We start from the raw sequence: 16,809 nt of genomic DNA, 5'->3' as shown, positions 1-16,809 counted from the left end.
TCAGCGACCGTCGCCACCGGCGCGGCGCACGCGGAAAGGAGCCCCCATGAACCCCGCCGCGTCCCCGGATCCGCCGGACTCCGGCGGAGACGTCACCCGGCACCACGTCATGACCGCCGAGGAACGGGCGGAATACGAGCGACTGCGCCGTCACGCGACGGTGCGCCACCGGCGGCTGCGCCGGGTCGGCTCCTCGGTCCTCCTCCTGCTGGCCCTGGTGCTCGCGCCCCTGGCCGTCGTCGCGGCCTGGGTCCAGGACACGGTCTCCGACACCGACCGGTACGTGGAGACCGTCGCGCCGCTGGCATCGGAGCCGGCCGTGCAGGAGGTCGTGATCAACCGGTTCACGGACCGGGTGGTGGCCAATGTGGACGTCGCGGGGGTGACGGACTCGCTCGTCAAGGCCCTCCAGGACGCCGGGGCCCCGCCCCGCGTCGTGGAGGGGGCCGAGTCCCTCGAGGGGCCGCTGCGCAACGCGGTCAGGACCGTCGTGGACCGCACCATCACCCAAGTGATCACCAGCGACGCCTTCCAGCAGGTGTGGGAGGGCGCCAACCGGCGCTCACACGCCGCGGTGGTGAACATGCTCACCGGAGACCGCGAGGGTGCCGTGCGCGCCGAGGGTGACACCGTCCAACTGGACATCGGCGAGGTCGTCGACGAGGTGCGGGAGCGTCTCGTCGACGCTGGTTTCGACAAGGCCGCCGCCATCCCGGACACCGACCGGACGATCACCCTGTTCCAGACGGAGGAACTGGGCAAGGCGCAGGACGCGATGCGGCTGCTGGACATCCTCGGCACCTGGCTGCCCGTCCTGACCGTCGTACTCGCCGCGCTCGCCGTGTGGACCAATCCGGCACACCGGGTGATGCTGATGATCACCGCGACGGGTGTCGGCCTGATGATGGTGGTGTTGCTCGTCGCGCTGGCCGTCGTCAGACGGGTCTATCTGGACTCGGTCCCGCCCGACGCGCTGCCCACCGACGCCGCCGCCGCCATCTACGACACGTTCGTCCGTTTCCTGCGCGACAGCACGCGCACCCTGCTGGTCGTGGCGGTGATCACGGCACTGGTCGCCTACCTGTACGGTCCCGGACGCCCCGCCCGCGCCGTCCGCACGGCGGCGAACCGGGGCACGACGGCCGCCGGCCGAGGGCTGCGCCGCGCCGGACTGCGCACCGGATCCACCGGACGCTGGCTGGCGGACCACCGGCCATGGACCACCGGTGGCGTCATCGCGGCGGGAGCGCTGGCGCTGGTTCTCTGGAACCACCCCACGGTCGGAGCGGTGGCCCTCGTTCTCGGCATCGCCGTGGCCGTCCTGATCATCCTGGCGATCCTCGCGGCGGCAGCCGGACCGGCCGACCGGGCGGCGGACCAGGCGACGGAAGGGTCGGCCCCATGAGACCCCCGTGAGACATGGTGGAAAACCGGCCTCAGGCACGCGCTCCCCAGGCACCCGGCGTCCCTGTCGCCTTCACCTCCTGGTGCCGGACGGCCGCCGCACCCCGCGGTCGCGGGAAGAACGGCCCTGATCCGGCCGCCGGAGCACGTCAACCCGGGCTACTTGGCTACCGCACGCTCACCCGCATCGGGTGAGGCCGCCCGGCCCTTGCCGTGCCCACGCTGAAGACAGCACACAGCAGCGGCCGGGCGGGCGCCCGGGACGGAGGAGAGACATGAGCGCGCAGACGTACCTGGCGTACGACTATCCCCTGCTGAGCGTCTTCTGGAGCATGCTCCTGTTCTTCCTGTGGATCATGTGGTTCGTCCTGCTCTTCCGCGTCGTCGTCGACATCTTCCGTGACGACGACCTGAGCGGCTGGGGGAAGGCCGGTTGGCTGGCGTTCACCGTCCTGCTGCCCTTCCTGGGCGTCTTCGTCTACGTGGTCGCCCGCGGCAAGAACATGGGCCGCCGGGAGGTCGCCCAGGCGCGCGCACAGCAGGAGGAGTTCAACGCCTACATCAGGCAGACCGCGGCCGGCGGCCGGACCAGCAGCGTCGACGAGCTCGCCAGGCTGTCCGAGATCCGCTCCCGCGGCGACATCACGGACGAGGAGTTCCGCAGGGCGAAGGACCTGGTCCTGACCGGCCACGGTCCGGCGGAGCACTCGGGCTCCACCACCCGTACCTCTGGTCGCTGACCATCCGGATCACATGATCCGGATCACATGAAACGAGGCCCAAGATGACCGCGACACACACCCGGCCGGCACACACGGCCAAGCAGGGATGGGCAACCGGCCTGACGGCCTTCGCGGCGGTGATGCTCTTCCTCGTCGGCCTGCTCGACATCTTCCGGGGCATCATGGCCATCGCCGAGGACGACATCTTCCTCACGACGCGCAACTACGTGTTCGAGTTCGACCTGACCGGCTGGGGCTGGGTCCACCTCGCTCTGGGTGTGGTCGCCGTGATCGTCAGCTTCGGCCTGCTCAAGACCGCGACCTGGGCACGCGTCGCCGGCGTGGCCATCGCCGGGCTCGTCATCATCGCCAACTTCCTCTCCCTGCCGTACTACCCGGTGTGGTCGGTCGTGATGATCACCATCTCGGGCTTCATCATCTGGGCCCTGTGCGTGGTCCAGCGTGGCAACCTCTTCGACCTGTCCGAGGAACGTCCCATGTCCGAGGCGCGCCCGTCGGAGAGGACCTCGTATCCGCGCGGGCCCTCCTGAGTACACAGCGGTCAGGGACGTGAGGCGGAAGAGAAGGGCCGACAGGTGAAACCCGGCGGTGACACAAGGAGATCGAGGAAGACAGGACCCTCGACCGGAGTCGAGGGCAGTGCCGCACGGGCCCGCCTCGCCGTACTCGCCCTGCTGGGCAGCGTCCTGGTGGCGCTCGTCGCCGCCGGTCTGCGGAGCGTGCTGTGGGCGCTGGCGGGCATCGCCGGACTGGCGCTGGCCGCCGTGGGAGTGTGGTGGACCCTGGCGCACACCGGACTGCTCCGTGCTCTCGGGGCGGTCCTGTCGGTGGTGGCGCCGGTCACTGTCCTGGCCCTTTATGCCACGTTCGGCATGCTGGGGCCGGCCTTGCTGTCCCTGGCTCTGTGGGTCCTCGCCGTCACGGCGGCGCGTACGGCCCTGAGCCCCGGGCACACCACCTCCGAGCAGTCCGGGCAGGCGGTCGCCGAGGCGCCCCACAGCCCCTGGATCCTCATGAATCCGCGCTCCGGCGGCGGCAAGGTGGGCCGTTTCCACCTGGTCGACAAGGCCCGGGTGGCCGGCTGCCGGGTGGTCCTGCTCGAAGGCGGCCAGGATGTCACCGAACTGGCCCGGCAGGCCGTCGCCGAGGGGGCCGATCTGCTGGCGGTGGCGGGCGGCGACGGCACCCAGGCACTGGTGGCCGAGGTCGCGGCCCGCCACGACCTGCCGTTCGTGGTGATTCCCGCCGGCACCCGCAACCACTTCGCCCTGGACCTCGGCCTCGACCGCGACGATCCGGCGGCGGCCCTGGAAGCCGTCACCCACGGCATCGAACTCCGCATCGACCTCGGCTACGCCGCGGACCGGGTCTTCGTCAACAACGCCTCGTTCGGAACGTACGCGTCCGTCGTCACCGACCCCGCGTACCGGGACACCAAGGCCCGCACGACCCTGCGTACCCTCCCCGGCCTCCTCACCGGCGAGGACGCGCGCAGACTGCGGGCGCGGGCCGACGGAACGTACGTCGACGGACTTCAGGCTCTCCTCGTCAGCAACAATGCCTACGGGCGTGCCGTCGACGCGGCCCGTCCGGGGCGCAGGGAACGGCTGGACTCGGGCCTGCTCGGCGTGGTGTGCGTGCGGGTCGGCAGCACCGCTCAGGCGGCCCGACTGGTGCGCGGCCCGCGCTCCGGGGGACTTGTCCGGCTGAGCGCCAGGGAAGTCGTCGTCGAAGCCGGCACGGACACCCTCCCGGTCGGCATCGACGGAGAGCACGTCGTTCTGCCCTCACCCGTCGTGTGCCGCAGCGCGCCCGGGGCGCTCCGGGTGCGTGTGCCACGCCGTCGCCCCCACGCACCGCGTGTCAGCGGCGGGGCGGCCGACTGGCCGCGCGTGGCACGGTTGGCGCTGGGGCGCCTGCCTGTCCCCGGGTGAGTGGCTCAGACAGTCCGTGCGTGAGCGCGGGCGGCTTCGGCCACTCGGTTGGGACAGCTTGGCGGCTCCGAAGAGGTGTTTCCGCAGTTCAGCACACTTTTCACCGAGAAGCGCGCGAGGTACCGGCGGGGCTTTCGGGTCCCGCCCTCGTCATGTGCGGGGAGGGGCCGTCAGGCGGCTGTTCCCGGACGCCGCGATCCTCGTCGTCATCGGGCCAGGCGTGTCGGTCAGGTGTCTCCCAGACGGTGCCGGTCCTGCTCGTCCCACTTCCTGGTGTCGCGCGGCTGGGTGTACGGCTCCTTCTGCGGTGGGTGCCCGCCGGCGACGGCGCGTTGGCGGGCGGTCTCGGCGTCGAACTCCAGGCCGAGCAGGATGGCGATGTTGGTAATCCACAGCCACACCAGGAAGACGATCACGCCGGCGAAGGTGCCGTAGGTCTTGTTGTAGGAGGCGAAGTTGGCCACGTAGAACGCGAATCCCGCCGAGGCGATCACCCAGATCACGAGCGCCAGGAGGCTGCCGGGCGTGATCCACCTGAAGCCGCGCACCCTCGCGTTCGGGCTGGCCCAGTACAGGATCGCGATCATGAGGGAGACCAGAAGCACCAGCACCGGCCATTTCGCGATCGACCACACCGTGAGGGCCGTGTCACCGACCCCCAGCACCTTGCCCATCTGCCGGGCCAGCGCGCCGGTGAAGACCACGATCAGCGCGCTCACGACCGCGAGGATCATCAGCACGACGGTGAGGGCGAACCGCAGCGGCATGACCTTCCATACCGGACGGCCCTCGGGCATGTCGTAGACGGCGTTGGAGGTGCGGATGAACGCCGCCACATAGCCGGATGCCGACCACAGCGCCAGGGCCAGGCCGACGATCGCCATCACCGAGCCGATGCCCGCGCGTCCCTGCAACTGCTCCACCGCGTTGCGGATCACATCGCGGGCGGCGCCCGGGGTCAGTTGCTGAACGTTGTCCAGCACCTGCCTGGTCGTCGACCGTCCGGTGATCCCCAGCACCGAGACCAGCACCAGCAGTGCCGGGAACAGCGACAGGATGCCGTAGTAGGTCAGTGATGCCGCCCGGTCGGCGAGCTCATCGTCCTTGAACTCCTTGAACGTCCCGCGCAGCACCGCCGACCAGGACTTCTTCGGCATCTCGGTGAGACCGTCCGGCGCTCTGCGCTCCACATCCGGAGACGGACCGAACCTCTCCGGCTCGTCCTCACGGCCGTACCGTTCGGTGTGCCGCTGCTGCTCGCCAGGCTCCGGCGCCCGGTCATGGTGAGCGGTGTCGTGTCTGTGTCGCAGCTTCATGGCGGTCAGCTCCTTGCGCACGCATGGCGAGCGGGCACGGTGGGCGCCCGGCGCCCGGGCGAGTGCCGTCGCTCTTCCTGTCCCGGGCGCCTGGGTGCGTGGGGATCAGCGGCGGGGCCGCCGCTCGCCGGGCTCGTCGGTCCCCTCGGTCTCGATGCGTTCCTTGCGGACCTCGCCGGTGACGGTTTCTTCCTCGGTGACCTCATCGGTGGTCAGGCGGACCCGTTCCTTGGGCTCGGTCCTGGTTTCCACCACGGGCTTCTCCTCGTGGAGGATGACCTCGTGTTCCGCCTCGGAGATGTCCGGGCCGGCCAGGGCGTCGCCGCGGTTGGCGTCGGTGATCGGCTCGCGCTCGACCCGGACCTCCTCGTGGCGTACGGGGATGGTCTGCTGCTGCTCCTCGGTGACGACGTACTTGCGCAGCCGCACGCGGCCTGCCTCGCGGCGTTCGATGCCGACGTGCATCTCCTCCTCGGAGCGCGTCATCGCGTCCTCGGGGGCGGCGGCGGTCCGGCCGGTGCCGGTCTGCGCCTGCTGCCAGGCGGCGTCCCAGTCGATGCCGTAGTACTCGTACAGGCGGTGTTCCTCCTGTTCGGAGAGGTGGCCGCCGGCATCGACGTCGACGTTGGGCGCGTCCTTGACCTTGTCCTTGGGGTACGGCACCTCGAGGTGGTCCTCGACGACGGAGGCGTCGTGGATGGGGACGAAGGACTCGCTGGTGCCGAACAGGCCCGTCTTCACGCTGACCCATTCGGGCTCGCCGGTGACGTCGTCGAAGAAGATGTGCCTGGCGTCGCCGATCTTGCTGCCCCTGGCGTCGTAGACCGGATGGTCCAGCACGGCGGGGATCTGCTCTCGGGTGATCATCTGGGGTTCTCCTTCGTTGATACCGTGCGTCCCCCGTTGGGGAGCCGGTGCCTGGTCAGCGACCGGCACCGCCGTATGCGCCCCCGTAGGCGCCCTGGGCACCGCGTGCGCCGCGTGAGCGGGCTGCCGCGCTGGCGGCAAGGGCGAGCAGCAGGGCGATCACGCCCGTGATGACGTTGTTGGTGACGGTGCGGGTGGTGTCGACGTTGCCGGCCACCACCCACGGCGCGATGATCGTCCACACGCCCAGCGCGCAGGCGGCCCACGCCATGCTGTGCGTCCGGTCGTAGGCACGACCGAAGCCGCCGCTCATCAGCAGCGCATAGCCGATTCCCACGATCAGGTTGGTGATGGCCAGCCGGGAGAAGGTTCCGCCGGGGAATCCCGCGATCCAGGGGGAGGCCGCGAGGTAGAGGCCCGTGAGCAGGCCCAGTGCCTCGATGGCTTGCGCCCGCGGGGTCGTTGCGGCGCGCTCGGCCAGCTCGTGGCGCTGGCGCGTTTCGACCATGTCGGGGCGGACTTCTTCCATGGTCGACCCGGTCGACCTGTAGTTGGGTGATGTCACTGCGATCGCCTCCGGTGAGAGCGGCAGGGGGGTTGTTCGGCACTCCGGCCAAGCGACCGGCGTGGTGTGCGAGCGGGGTGGCGGCCTTGCCCGCAGGTCCGCTGGTGAGGTCTGCGGGCCGCACGGGCGGTACCTCGGTGGCCGGCCCGCTCGGCGGCGTCCCTACGGTCCGGGGCGCGGCGGCGTCCCTACGGTCCGGTGCTGCGGGGCTGCCCGCGAGCCTCCTCGGCCGTGGTCCGTGTGGACCGGCGGGCCCGGTCGGTGACCTGTCCGGCTTGTTCCCGGGCCTGTTCCTTGGTGGTGCGGGCGGCCTCGGCGGCGGTGTCCTTGACCTCTTGGGCAGCCTGGCGGCCGGCCTGGGTGGTGTCCTCCTTCAGCTGCCGCACGGACTCCGCCGCGGCCTGCTTGACCGGTTCGGCCGTCGCCGACGCCTCCTGCTTCGCTGTCTGCCCGGCCTGCTGAACACGCCCGGCACTCCCGTCCGCCATCTCGCTCATGGCTCCCTCCTCGTACTCGCCCCCCACCACCCGCACCGCAGCCTCTGCGCAGGGGAACCAACCCCCATCTCGGTGCCTCCGCATCCCCCCTCGACTAACCACCACCCCACCAGCAAAACCTCTCAAATCACCATAAAAGTTGTTTAAGCGGCAACGTCGAGGCCGTCACCGGCATCGGCGAGGAGAGGGGCGAAGCCGGAATGGCCGTGCGGCGCGCCCAGGACAGGACCGAACAGTGACAGGCGCACGAAAAGCGCCCCTCACCGGTTGGACTCGGTGAAGGGCGGGCGAGAGGTGTGTTCCTGGTACGGGGTGGAGCCAGGTAGTGGGTCACGCCGGGGTGTGCGTGACATCGCGTGCGGGGATGCGAGGTGTCACAGGGCCCGGCGTTCCAGGTGGACGCTCGCGTGGCCCGTCAGATGGAACAGGTCGTCGGCGTCGCCGCCGGGCTTCCTCAGCAGGGCGCACTCGGTGCGGAGGGCCAGCACCCCGGCCTTCAGGGCCCGGACCACGAGGTGTGTGCGGTTCTTCGCGCACAGCTTCTCGCGGATGTTGGACATGTGTACGCCCACCGTGCGCGGTGATATCGACAGGGCGCCGGAGATCTCCGAGTCGGACATCCCGTGTGCCGCCAGGAGCAGGATCTCGCGTTCCCGGGGGCTGAGTTGCTCGGAGCGGTTCCAGCGGGTGCCGACCGTGGTCGCCGAACTGGGCATCGTCAGGCCGCCTTTCGCCGCGGCCCGGTATGACCCACGCGGGGCCGGCTTCCCGTACGGATCGACGGGGCCGTACGGATCGAGCGCACCGTCCGCTCGTCTCCCGTGAGTTGCGTGAGGCGCGGGCGGTTCGGCACCGGGTCCCCGGCCCCGGGCGTCCCGACACCGGGTACGGCGGACAGGGTCGTACGACGAACCTCGGTTGACTCTCTCCGGGTTGCCGACGATGCGGAGTGGGCGGAGTAGATCGTCCAGGGCATGAGTATGGCAATGGCCATGCGGGCTTTCCTTTCCGTGGAACCGCGTCCGTGGCGCCGGCCGGAATCCGCCGGGACAGCGCTGGACGGCAGGCATCTCCCTTGCCGTCATGGGATGCGGGCCACTCTTACCGAGTCACCGTCCCGCGTCGCGGGGCCACCGATGCTGGCACAGTTCATCGGCGGCGCACAGGAACGTCCCGCCTGATGAAAATCGGACCCAGTCTTATCTCCGACCCAGGGGCCTCCTGCGTCCCGCCGGCCGCTTCGGTGACGGGTCGTCACTTGCCCAGGCAAGAGGGCGAACCGGACGCCAACAGTCCGGACTTGACCGCGACCGCGCGGGGCCGCAACACCCGCCGCTAGGTAATTTTGCTGATCGCGTCGGAACACGCCCCCGGTTTACCGTTCTGCTTCCGCCCGCTCGACGCCGAGCGACGCGCACCGAGCCGCGTGCGTGTTTGACGAGGCCGCGCTCCACGTGTCGGGCGGCAGCCGCCCCGGCCCTCCGGACCGCCCGCTGCCCGCCGAGCCTGCACCGCATCCGCCCCTCACCGGACACGGCACCGCGGCTCCGAGGCCGGACGCAGCAACCTGGCTCCGAAGCCGGAACGGGCCTCGACCCAGAAGCCGAAACGGGACCCGGCCTTGAGGCCGGAACGGGCCCCGGCCCAGAAGTCGGACACGGCACCCCGGCTCCCCTTCAATACGCGTCCCTCTTTATGACGTCGCTTCCGACGACCGGCCCCTCGGCCGGCCGGCAGAAGCGGCGTCTTTCTCGTTTCACTCGCCCTCTCACCCCGCCCACCCTGCGCTTTCACACCCGCCCTCACGTCCCCGTATTCGCATGTGAAGGGCACCGCTCGGAGAATAGGTAATTTCTCAGATGTGCGCCGCGACGCCACGAAGGCATTGTTGTCCCCAGAAGCGCACCGGAGAAAAACGGACTCCGGAGCCCTCTTTCGAAAGGAACAACGATGAGCCACATCGCGAAGGCAGTGGACAACCTGAACCTCCCCGTGGAGGGGATCATCCTGGCGTCCGCCCGCCCCACTCTGGGCACCCCGCGCATCGGGCGTGTCGGGCGCGGCGCCGGCGGTGGGGGCGGCCGCGGCCTCGCCGCGCTGGGCGCGATCGCCGACCTCGCCGGTGTCGCCGGCGGTGTCGGCGCGACGGTCGGCGCCGCGTCCTCCGTGGAGGCGGCCAACGCCTCCGTGGCAGCGGACCAGGCCGTCGCCCAGGCCGCCGCGGACGTCGCCGCGGGCGCCGGTGCGCCCCCGGCCTGATCGCAGCCCCGCTGACCCAGGGTGCGCCAGCCCGTAGGAAAACCCACACGTGTGGAGCGGCACAAGAAGCCTGCGGGAACTGACGCGAGAAGTGCATGAGAGCTGCCGGGCCAGAGGCCTGTTTTGGCCCGGCAGCACAACCGTGAAGGAACAATTCCTCCGGCGGAGGAGGCTATCACGAATGGGGTTCCTGTGAAATTCACCGGAAAAATACCTTCCGAAATTACCGGAAGGATCACTTCCGCAGTTTTCTCCCCGGCTCCGGTCAACCGGGACCGCGCCATCGGCATGTCCGAACGGCTTGCTGCCCTGTCCACCCTCACCTCGTCCCTGGAATACCTGACCCAGCGGAAGGACATCGACAAGGGAGGCATGAGCGACTGGGAGGTCGGCAGGGGGTACCTGGCAGGATCCGGCCCGCTCACACGCCGGCTCGTCGACAGCGTCAGCGGGGTGCGGACCACGACCGCCCTGCACATCGCACGCTCCGCCGTTTCCGCCGCCATGCTGCTGCCGGGCAACTCCCGCTGGCGGGGCGCGGGAAGCCTCTTCCTCGGCACCACTTCGGCTCTGCTCTCCCCACGCCACCACTACGGCGCCGACGGCTCCGACCAGGTGGCGTCGCTGGTGCAGCTGGCCACCGGCGCCGCCCGCCTCGTACCGTCGCCCGCGGGCAAGGACGCGCTGCTGTGGTACGCCGCCCTGCAGGGCAACATGGCCTACGCGGTGTCCGGTTGGGTCAAGCTCTTCGGCAAGAGCTGGCGCGACGCCTCCGCTCTGGGCGGGGTCATGCGCACCCGGACGTACGGTCATGAGGGCATGTTCCGGTGGACCCAGAAACACCCCCAGGTCACCAAGGCGCTCACGCACAGCGTGCTGGCACTGGAGTGCTTCTTCCCGCTCGCCTACGCGCGGGGCGGCAAGCTGACCCGCCCCATGATCGCCAGTGCCGCCGCGTTCCACGTGGCCAACGGCTACTTCCTGGGCCTCGGCAGGTTCGCGACCGCCTTCCCCTCGTTCCATCCGCTGATCGCCTACACCTCCGCTCCCCGTTCGCACCCCGCCGTCGCCGGACGTGACGACCGTGCCGTGCCGACCGCGCTCGCCGCGCTGGCCGGCGGTGTGGCCGCGGCGGCCGTCACTGCCGTACAGCGGCGCCTGCGCACCACGGAGGGCTGGCACAGCTCGCGTGTACTGACCACGCGGCACGGCAACCGGCTCCAGTACGAGGAGTACACGCCGGGTGCCCCCGAGAAGCCGGTCGTCGTGCTCGCCAGCGGACTGCTGTCCACCAGCGAGCACTACGCCTGGATCTCCGAGCGTCTGGCCCACGAGACCGGGTACGGCGTCATCACCTACGCACGCGCCGGGTACGCCGGCAGTCACCGCGGGGCCACCGGTCCCTACCAGTTGACGGAGTCCGTCCACGACTTGGTGGACCTGGTGAACGGTGCCGTCTCCCCGCACCGCAAGGTGATCCTGGTCGGCCACTCGATCGGCGGGGAGCTCGCCCGCCGCGCCGCCCAGCACCTGGGCGACCGCCTTGCGGGCATCGTCTATCTCGACTCCTCCCACCCGGGCCAGTTCAACAGCGGACAGAGCATGGTCGACATCGGCCTGGCCGGGAGTTTCACCGCCGTGAGCCGGGCGCTGCGCCTGGGCACCGGCATCCTCCTCAACCGGCCACGGTGGCTCGACGAACTGCCCCACGCCTACCGCAAGAAGGTCCACGCCCAGTACGCGGACTCACGGATGTGGGAGGCCGCGCGCCGCGAATGGAAAGCGGTGCAGGTCGACTTCGAGTCCTTCTCCGGTGCGCTCAGCAGGATCGAGGGGGTACCCGCCCTGGTCCTCTCCGCCCAGCGGACCGTGGACAGCAACCCCGAGCAGCTGCTGCTCCACAGGGAACTCGCCGAGGCCCACGTCGGCGCGCGCACGGAGACGGTGGTCATCGAGAACGCCACGCACGAGAGCATGCTGATCAACAGCCGCCACGCCCATCAGGTGTCGGATCTCATCATCTCCTTCTTCCGCGATGACGACGGTGGCGCACCACTCTCCGGGCCCGTGCGCTCCCCCGCGAAGAAGCTCCAGCGAACGAAGGAGGCCGTCCGGTGAGCACCCTGTCGCACCTGAGGTCGAGGAACCCGTTCACCGGCGAGGGGGCCCACTGGCGGATCGCCGGAGCCGCCGCGCTGCTGCTGACCCTCGCCGCCCAGCATCCCAACCACGAGTTCAACCGGGTCCGCACCAGGGACGTCTTCTCGATGCTGCCGAACTGGCGGTTCTTCGCACCCAACCCGGCCATGTACGACTACCACTTCCTGTACCGCACCGTGCACGCCGACGGCTCGACCTCGAACTGGCACGACATCAGCGGCATCGAGGACCGCAAGCCCATGCACATCATCTGGTTCCCGACCCGCCGCGCGGACAAGTCCGTCTTCGACGCGTGCCAGGAGATGCTGCAACTGCTCGACAACGGCTTCCCGTCCGCCGTACGCACCCCTGGGTACCGGCTGGTGGTCGAGCACGTACGGGCCCGCGTCACGGCCCGGGGCGAAACGGCCGACAAGGCCCGGGGCTTCCAGTTCGCGCTCGCCTCCGGCACCGGATACGACCTGCGGCACAAGCCCCAGCTGATGTTCGTCTCCCCTTACGTCCCGCTCGACCCGCACGCTCCGAGCACTCCGCTGACTCCGATCACCCTCGCCAAGGCGTCCGACTGGACCGGCGACGCGACGCCCGGCACGAATCGCACCAAGACACCCGGAAAGACACCTGAGAGGACGGGCTCATGAGCCTCGACAACCCCTTCCTGATCGCCGGTGGCGTGATCTTCCTGCTCGGTCTGGTCAGGGCCGCTTCCCTCTACTTCCAGGGGACGGGGCAACGGGACCAGGAAGAGAGGGAGCCCGAGTGACCTCGGTCGTAACGATCGTCACGAGTCCCACCGCCGCTGCCCGCCCGGCTGAGATCCGGGCGGGCGGCGGGTCGTTGCGGACTCCCGCCACCCGGCCGGAGGGCACGCGATGAGCGACTGGACAGCCGACGGGGGCAAGCACCACCGCCGACGGGAACCGGGGACGAAGCCGCCGAAGGACGAAGGGCCCGCCCGGCCCCGCGCCGGTCACCGTGCGGTCCCCCAGCTTCATCTGCACCTGTTGTGGGGCAAGGGGGCGAAACCCTGGCGCGCCCTCGGCAGCCATCGCCGACTGCTCGTCCTCGGCATGCTGCTGGGGCTGGCGGGCGCCGCGACGTCCCTGGCCCAACCCGCGGTGATCGGCGATCTGGTGGGCTCCGTGGAACAGGGCCGCTCGGTGACCGGGCCGATCATGTTCGCCGCGGTTCTGTTCACCGCCGACGCGATCCTCGGCGCGCTCCACTCGTACACCATCGGGCTGGCCGGGGAGAACATCGTCTACGACATCCGCAGCACCCTCGCGTCCAGGCTGCTGAGGTCCCGGTTCCGGGCGTTCAGCGGTTGGCAGCAGGGTGATGTGTTCTCCCGGATGGTCAGCGACACCCTGCTCGCCCGCTCCACCATGACGCATGCGATCGACAGCATTCTCAACAGCGGTTTCCTGGTCATCGGCGGCATCGTGCTGATGGCCTTGATCGACACGGTACTACTCGCGGCGACACTGGTCTGTCTCGGCGTCACCAGCGTCATCTCGCTGTGGCTGGCTCGCGGTGTCCGGCGGACTTCAGTGCTCAACCAGACCGACATCGGCAACTTCGGCACCGCCCTGCTGCGGGTGCTGGGGGCGATGCCCACCGTGAAGGCGTCCCGTGCCGAGAGCCGGGAGGCGGAGGGCATCGCGGTCATCGCCAAGCAGGCCCGGAAGTCCGGAATCAGGGTGACGGTCATGTCGTCGCTGCTGGACCCGACCATGAGCATCGGTACCCAGCTCGCGCTGACCGTGGTCATCGGCCTGGGCGCGGCCCGCACCGCGACGGGCGCGATGCCGGCCGGCGATCTGACCGCGTTCATCCTGTATCTCTTCTACCTGGTGGCGCCACTGCTGCAACTGTTCGAGTCCATCGCACAGTTCCAGGTCGGCAGGGCATCGGTGGACCGGTTGGCCGAACTCGGCAGGATCGAGGTGGAGACGGACCAGCGGGACGGCCAGAAGACGCTCCGACCGCGCGGTGGCCGCGGCCGCGGATACGAGACCGGGCTCGTCTTCGACCAGGTCCGTTTCTTCTATCCCGGCAGCGACAAGGTCATCCTCGACGGCGTCTCCTTCACCGTGCCCCCCACGGGGCTCACCGCCGTCGTCGGTCCGTCGGGCGCCGGCAAGTCGACCGTCTTCCAGCTCATCGAGCGGCTCTTCGACCCGGTGTCGGGGGCGATCCGCATCGACGGCACGGACATCGTCGACATGCCGCTCAACCAGCTGCGGTCCGTCGTCGGGTACGTCGACCAGGACCACACCCTGCTGCGCGGCACCGTCCGGGACAACCTCACCTACTCGGCGCCGAACGCCGTGGACAAGGACATCGCCGAGGCGCTGCGGATGGCGAACCTCACCGAGGTGATCGCCGCCCTGCCGAACGGGCTCGACACCGAGCTCGGCGACCGCGGTGCCGGTCTGTCCGGCGGCCAGCGCCAGCGCCTGGCGATCGCCCGCACGCTGCTGCAGACCCCCCGGTTCCTGCTGCTGGACGAGGCCACCGCCAACCTGGACAGCGAATCGGAAAGGGCGCTGCGGGACAGCATCTCGATGATCTCCGAATTCTGTGCGGTCATCGCCATCGCACACCGGCTGTCCACCATCACCCAGGCCGAGCAGATCGTCGTGATGGAAAAGGGAAAGGTCCAGGACATCGGCACGCATGCCGACCTGAACAGCAGAAACGCCCTCTACCGCAGACTGTCGAAACTGCAGGAACTCGGCGACATCGCATCCTGACCGCGCATTCCGGGGGCCGGTCCACGAATAGGTATTTCTGCGAATGGTCCGGAATCCTGAAGTGAACTAACTTCGTCTCAGGAAACCATCCTCACAGAAATACCACCCGCAGGAATACCGTCCGCAGGAATTTCTGCCCTCACTCAGAACGGCGAAAGGAAAAACGATGAGCGACTTCATGCTCTGCCCCTTCGTCGTGGCCCTCGGAATTGTCGGATTCCTGATCGCCACCCAGGCCGTGAGCCCACCCGCCGTCATCGGTGCCGCACTGCTGCTGTGCGGCGGCGTCACCGTACAACTCAGGAAGAAGAGGTAGCCCCCATGAACGCGACCGGCACGGTCGGCACCGTCGACGACATCGGCTACGGACAGCAGTTCGCAGGCTGGTACGACCGACTGTTTCCCGACAACACCTCCGTGGACGTCGAGGTGGCACGCCTCGCCGCGCTCCACCCGGACCCCGGCTCGGGAACGATCGAGTTCGGCGTGGGCAACGGGCGGCTGGCCCTGCCCCTGTCCCGGCTCGTGGGGCCCGTCACCGGCATCGACTCCTCCCCCGAGATGCTGGACGTGCTGCGTGCGGCCCTGCGCCCCGACACCCCCGTGGAGCCCGTCCACGCCGACATCCGCGCCTACACCGCCGACCGCACGGTGGGCCTCGTCTACTGCGTGTGCGCCACCCTGTCCATGGTGCTCACCCGCGACGAACAGCAGCAGGTCGTCCGGCGCGCCGCCGACCTGCTCGCCCCCGGTGGCCGGCTCGTGGTGGAGACGCACAACAAGTCGGCCGTCGTCGACCTCCACGAGGGCCGCCGCCGCACCACGCTCTTCACCCCGTACCCGGAGGCCGGGACCGGCCTGCAGAGCCATTCCGTGCTGTACCCCGAGGAATCGCTGTGGCATCTCTCACACATCTGGTACGAGGCCGACGGCACGACCAAGGTCGGCAGCGAGATCTCCCGGCTGACCGCGCCCGAGGAGATGGACGAATACGCCCGTGCCGCGGGCCTGGAACCGGAGAGCCGATTCGGTGACTGGCACCCCGACGCGGAACCGCACAACGCCCTGTCACCCCTGTCCATCTGCACTTATGTCAAGCGATCCGGCCACACCCGGGCGGCTTGATTCGGACAGCTCTGAAAGTACCCACGAGTCAAGGACATCTGACTCTGGTGACGGCGACGCTCTCCGCCAAGAATGACCTTCCCAGCTGTTGGCAGTCCGGCCCCGGGTTCGACACCCGGCAGGAATCGGAACAGCACGGTGGTCATCTTCTGCCCGAGGAGAGAGATGTCACAGACGGACCCCCTTCCAGCTTTTCCCACTCCACGGCAGTCAAAGTTGGTGCGTGGTCTGAACCTGCTGAACTGTTTCGGCACCGACGACATGCTGAGACTGTCGCAGTTGGCCGAACGGGCGGGTGTGCCGCTGCCGACCGCGCACCGGCTCGTGAACGAACTGGAACGGTGGGGCATGCTGGAGCGCGTCGGCGATCATCTGCGGTTGGGGCAGAAGCTGGCGCTGCTGGGGCGACGGGCACAGAGCCATCTGCAGAGCCTCCTCGACGAGGCGCTGCCCACCCTCGTCCGCTTACAGAACACGACCGGCTTCGACATCATGTTCTCCGCGTGCTACGGCTCCCAGGCGCTGCCGATCGGTCTGCTCAGCAGACGCGGCGACACCACGGTGATCTCGTACGCGCCGCGTGGCAGCGCGCTGAACTCCCTGCTGGTGGAGGCGGCCATGCGGCAGCACGACAGCGGGAGCGCGGCGCCCCGGCTCATCACCCATGGGGACGTCACCGGCGTCGGCGTCGCGGTACGCCCGCGGGGGACCGCCGTCCGCGCCGTGATCGCCCTGGTCGGCCACGACAGGGACGCCGTGGCCGCCGTCGTGCCCCATGTGCAGGCCGTCGCCCGGTGGCTCACCGGACAGCTGGAGACCCCCGTCCCCCTGGCCTCGGAACCCCCCGAGCGGGAGCCCTGCCCGGACACCCCGTCGATGCTCGCCCGGGGGCTCAGTCTGCTGAACGGGCTGCGCGCCGGTGAGACCCGGGTGACCCTCTCGGAACTCGCCGCCCGTACCGGACTGCCCAAGTCCACGGCCCACCGGCTCATCTCGGTCCTGATCGACTATCAGTTCCTCCAGGACGGCGGCGCCGGCATCATGTTCGGGCCCCGGCTGCTCGCCCTCAGCGCCCAGGTGCCCTCCCGGCGTCTGCTGCGCGCCTCGGCCCTGCCGTGGCAGCGGTTGCTGTGCGAGCAGAGCGGCGGGTTCTCCTGCCTGGTGGTCCCGGACCCGCCCGTCC

General features: G+C 69.7%; 17 protein-coding genes. 12 read left to right on the top strand and 5 right to left on the bottom strand.

Annotation, left to right across the window (positions count from 1 at the left end; translation table 11 throughout):
* Nucleotides 1-46: 46 nt before the first annotated feature.
* From STRIP9103_RS10670 to STRIP9103_RS10655, 4 genes are all read left to right on the top strand, one after another.
* A complete protein-coding gene (locus STRIP9103_RS10670) occupies nucleotides 47-1,405 on the top strand; it encodes a hypothetical protein (protein WP_009307507.1) in 1,359 nt (452 codons plus the stop codon).
* 274 nt (nucleotides 1,406-1,679) lie between these two features.
* A complete protein-coding gene (locus STRIP9103_RS10665; protein WP_009307471.1) occupies nucleotides 1,680-2,144 on the top strand; it encodes an SHOCT domain-containing protein in 465 nt (154 codons plus the stop codon).
* A gap of 44 nt (nucleotides 2,145-2,188) precedes the next feature.
* Nucleotides 2,189-2,677 (top strand): DUF7144 family membrane protein, encoded by a 489-nt coding sequence (locus STRIP9103_RS10660; protein WP_009307480.1) that lies wholly within the window; start codon nucleotides 2,189-2,191, stop codon nucleotides 2,675-2,677.
* A 45-nt stretch (nucleotides 2,678-2,722) separates the two neighbouring features.
* Nucleotides 2,723-4,081, top strand: coding sequence for a diacylglycerol/lipid kinase family protein (locus tag STRIP9103_RS10655; protein WP_009307503.1), 1,359 nt, complete (start codon nucleotides 2,723-2,725; stop codon nucleotides 4,079-4,081).
* Between the two features lie 227 nt (nucleotides 4,082-4,308).
* On the opposite strand, the gene STRIP9103_RS10650 is transcribed toward STRIP9103_RS10655, so the two are convergent.
* The 5 genes from STRIP9103_RS10650 to STRIP9103_RS10630 form a co-directional block, all read right to left on the bottom strand.
* Nucleotides 4,309-5,397: a YihY/virulence factor BrkB family protein gene (locus tag STRIP9103_RS10650; protein WP_009307496.1), complete on the bottom strand. Its 1,089-nt coding sequence runs from the start codon at nucleotides 5,395-5,397 to the stop codon at nucleotides 4,309-4,311.
* 105 nt (nucleotides 5,398-5,502) lie between these two features.
* Entirely contained in the window at nucleotides 5,503-6,264 is a 762-nt protein-coding gene (locus STRIP9103_RS10645) for a DUF2382 domain-containing protein (protein WP_009307466.1), read from the bottom strand.
* A 55-nt stretch (nucleotides 6,265-6,319) separates the two neighbouring features.
* A complete protein-coding gene (locus STRIP9103_RS10640) occupies nucleotides 6,320-6,772 on the bottom strand; it encodes an SPW repeat protein (protein WP_234022169.1) in 453 nt (150 codons plus the stop codon).
* 245 nt (nucleotides 6,773-7,017) lie between these two features.
* Entirely contained in the window at nucleotides 7,018-7,326 is a 309-nt protein-coding gene (locus tag STRIP9103_RS10635) for a hypothetical protein (RefSeq protein WP_009307484.1), read from the bottom strand.
* A gap of 374 nt (nucleotides 7,327-7,700) precedes the next feature.
* Entirely contained in the window at nucleotides 7,701-8,042 is a 342-nt protein-coding gene (locus STRIP9103_RS10630) for a response regulator transcription factor (RefSeq protein ID WP_009307492.1), read from the bottom strand.
* 1,234 nt (nucleotides 8,043-9,276) lie between these two features.
* Here STRIP9103_RS10630 and STRIP9103_RS10625 point away from each other — a divergent pair.
* The 8 genes from STRIP9103_RS10625 to STRIP9103_RS45185 all read left to right on the top strand — a co-directional run.
* Nucleotides 9,277-9,585 carry a hypothetical protein gene (locus STRIP9103_RS10625; protein ID WP_234022168.1) on the top strand — a complete coding sequence of 103 codons (309 nt, stop codon included), beginning with the start codon at nucleotides 9,277-9,279 and terminating at the stop codon, nucleotides 9,583-9,585.
* A 288-nt stretch (nucleotides 9,586-9,873) separates the two neighbouring features.
* The gene (locus STRIP9103_RS10620; RefSeq protein ID WP_100243889.1) at nucleotides 9,874-11,703 is read left to right on the top strand and encodes an alpha/beta fold hydrolase; all 1,830 of its coding nucleotides are present in this window, start codon (nucleotides 9,874-9,876) and stop codon (nucleotides 11,701-11,703) included.
* The gene (locus STRIP9103_RS10615; protein WP_009307472.1) at nucleotides 11,700-12,386 is read left to right on the top strand and encodes a DUF5819 family protein; all 687 of its coding nucleotides are present in this window, start codon (nucleotides 11,700-11,702) and stop codon (nucleotides 12,384-12,386) included. The genes STRIP9103_RS10620 and STRIP9103_RS10615 overlap by 4 nt, the downstream gene beginning before the upstream one ends.
* Nucleotides 12,383-12,508 (top strand): hypothetical protein, encoded by a 126-nt coding sequence (locus tag STRIP9103_RS52745; protein WP_258539669.1) that lies wholly within the window; start codon nucleotides 12,383-12,385, stop codon nucleotides 12,506-12,508. Before STRIP9103_RS10615 ends, STRIP9103_RS52745 begins: the two co-directional genes overlap by 4 nt.
* 109 nt (nucleotides 12,509-12,617) lie before the next feature.
* Entirely contained in the window at nucleotides 12,618-14,501 is a 1,884-nt protein-coding gene (locus STRIP9103_RS10610; protein ID WP_009307479.1) for an ABC transporter ATP-binding protein, read from the top strand.
* A gap of 166 nt (nucleotides 14,502-14,667) precedes the next feature.
* Nucleotides 14,668-14,817 carry a hypothetical protein gene (locus STRIP9103_RS50610; protein ID WP_009307494.1) on the top strand — a complete coding sequence of 50 codons (150 nt, stop codon included), beginning with the start codon at nucleotides 14,668-14,670 and terminating at the stop codon, nucleotides 14,815-14,817.
* Between the two features lie 5 nt (nucleotides 14,818-14,822).
* The gene (locus tag STRIP9103_RS10605) at nucleotides 14,823-15,626 is read left to right on the top strand and encodes a class I SAM-dependent methyltransferase (RefSeq protein WP_009307468.1); all 804 of its coding nucleotides are present in this window, start codon (nucleotides 14,823-14,825) and stop codon (nucleotides 15,624-15,626) included.
* Between the two features lie 219 nt (nucleotides 15,627-15,845).
* Nucleotides 15,846-16,809: helix-turn-helix domain-containing protein (locus STRIP9103_RS45185; protein WP_234022167.1), on the top strand; the 964-nt coding region annotated here is incomplete at its 3' end.

This window comes from Streptomyces ipomoeae 91-03 (assembly GCF_000317595.1).
GTDB classification, from domain to species: Bacteria; Actinomycetota; Actinomycetes; order Streptomycetales; family Streptomycetaceae; genus Streptomyces; species Streptomyces ipomoeae.
The sequence above is the reverse complement of the archived record's forward strand: the minus strand, read 5'-3'. Positions and strand labels throughout refer to the sequence as shown.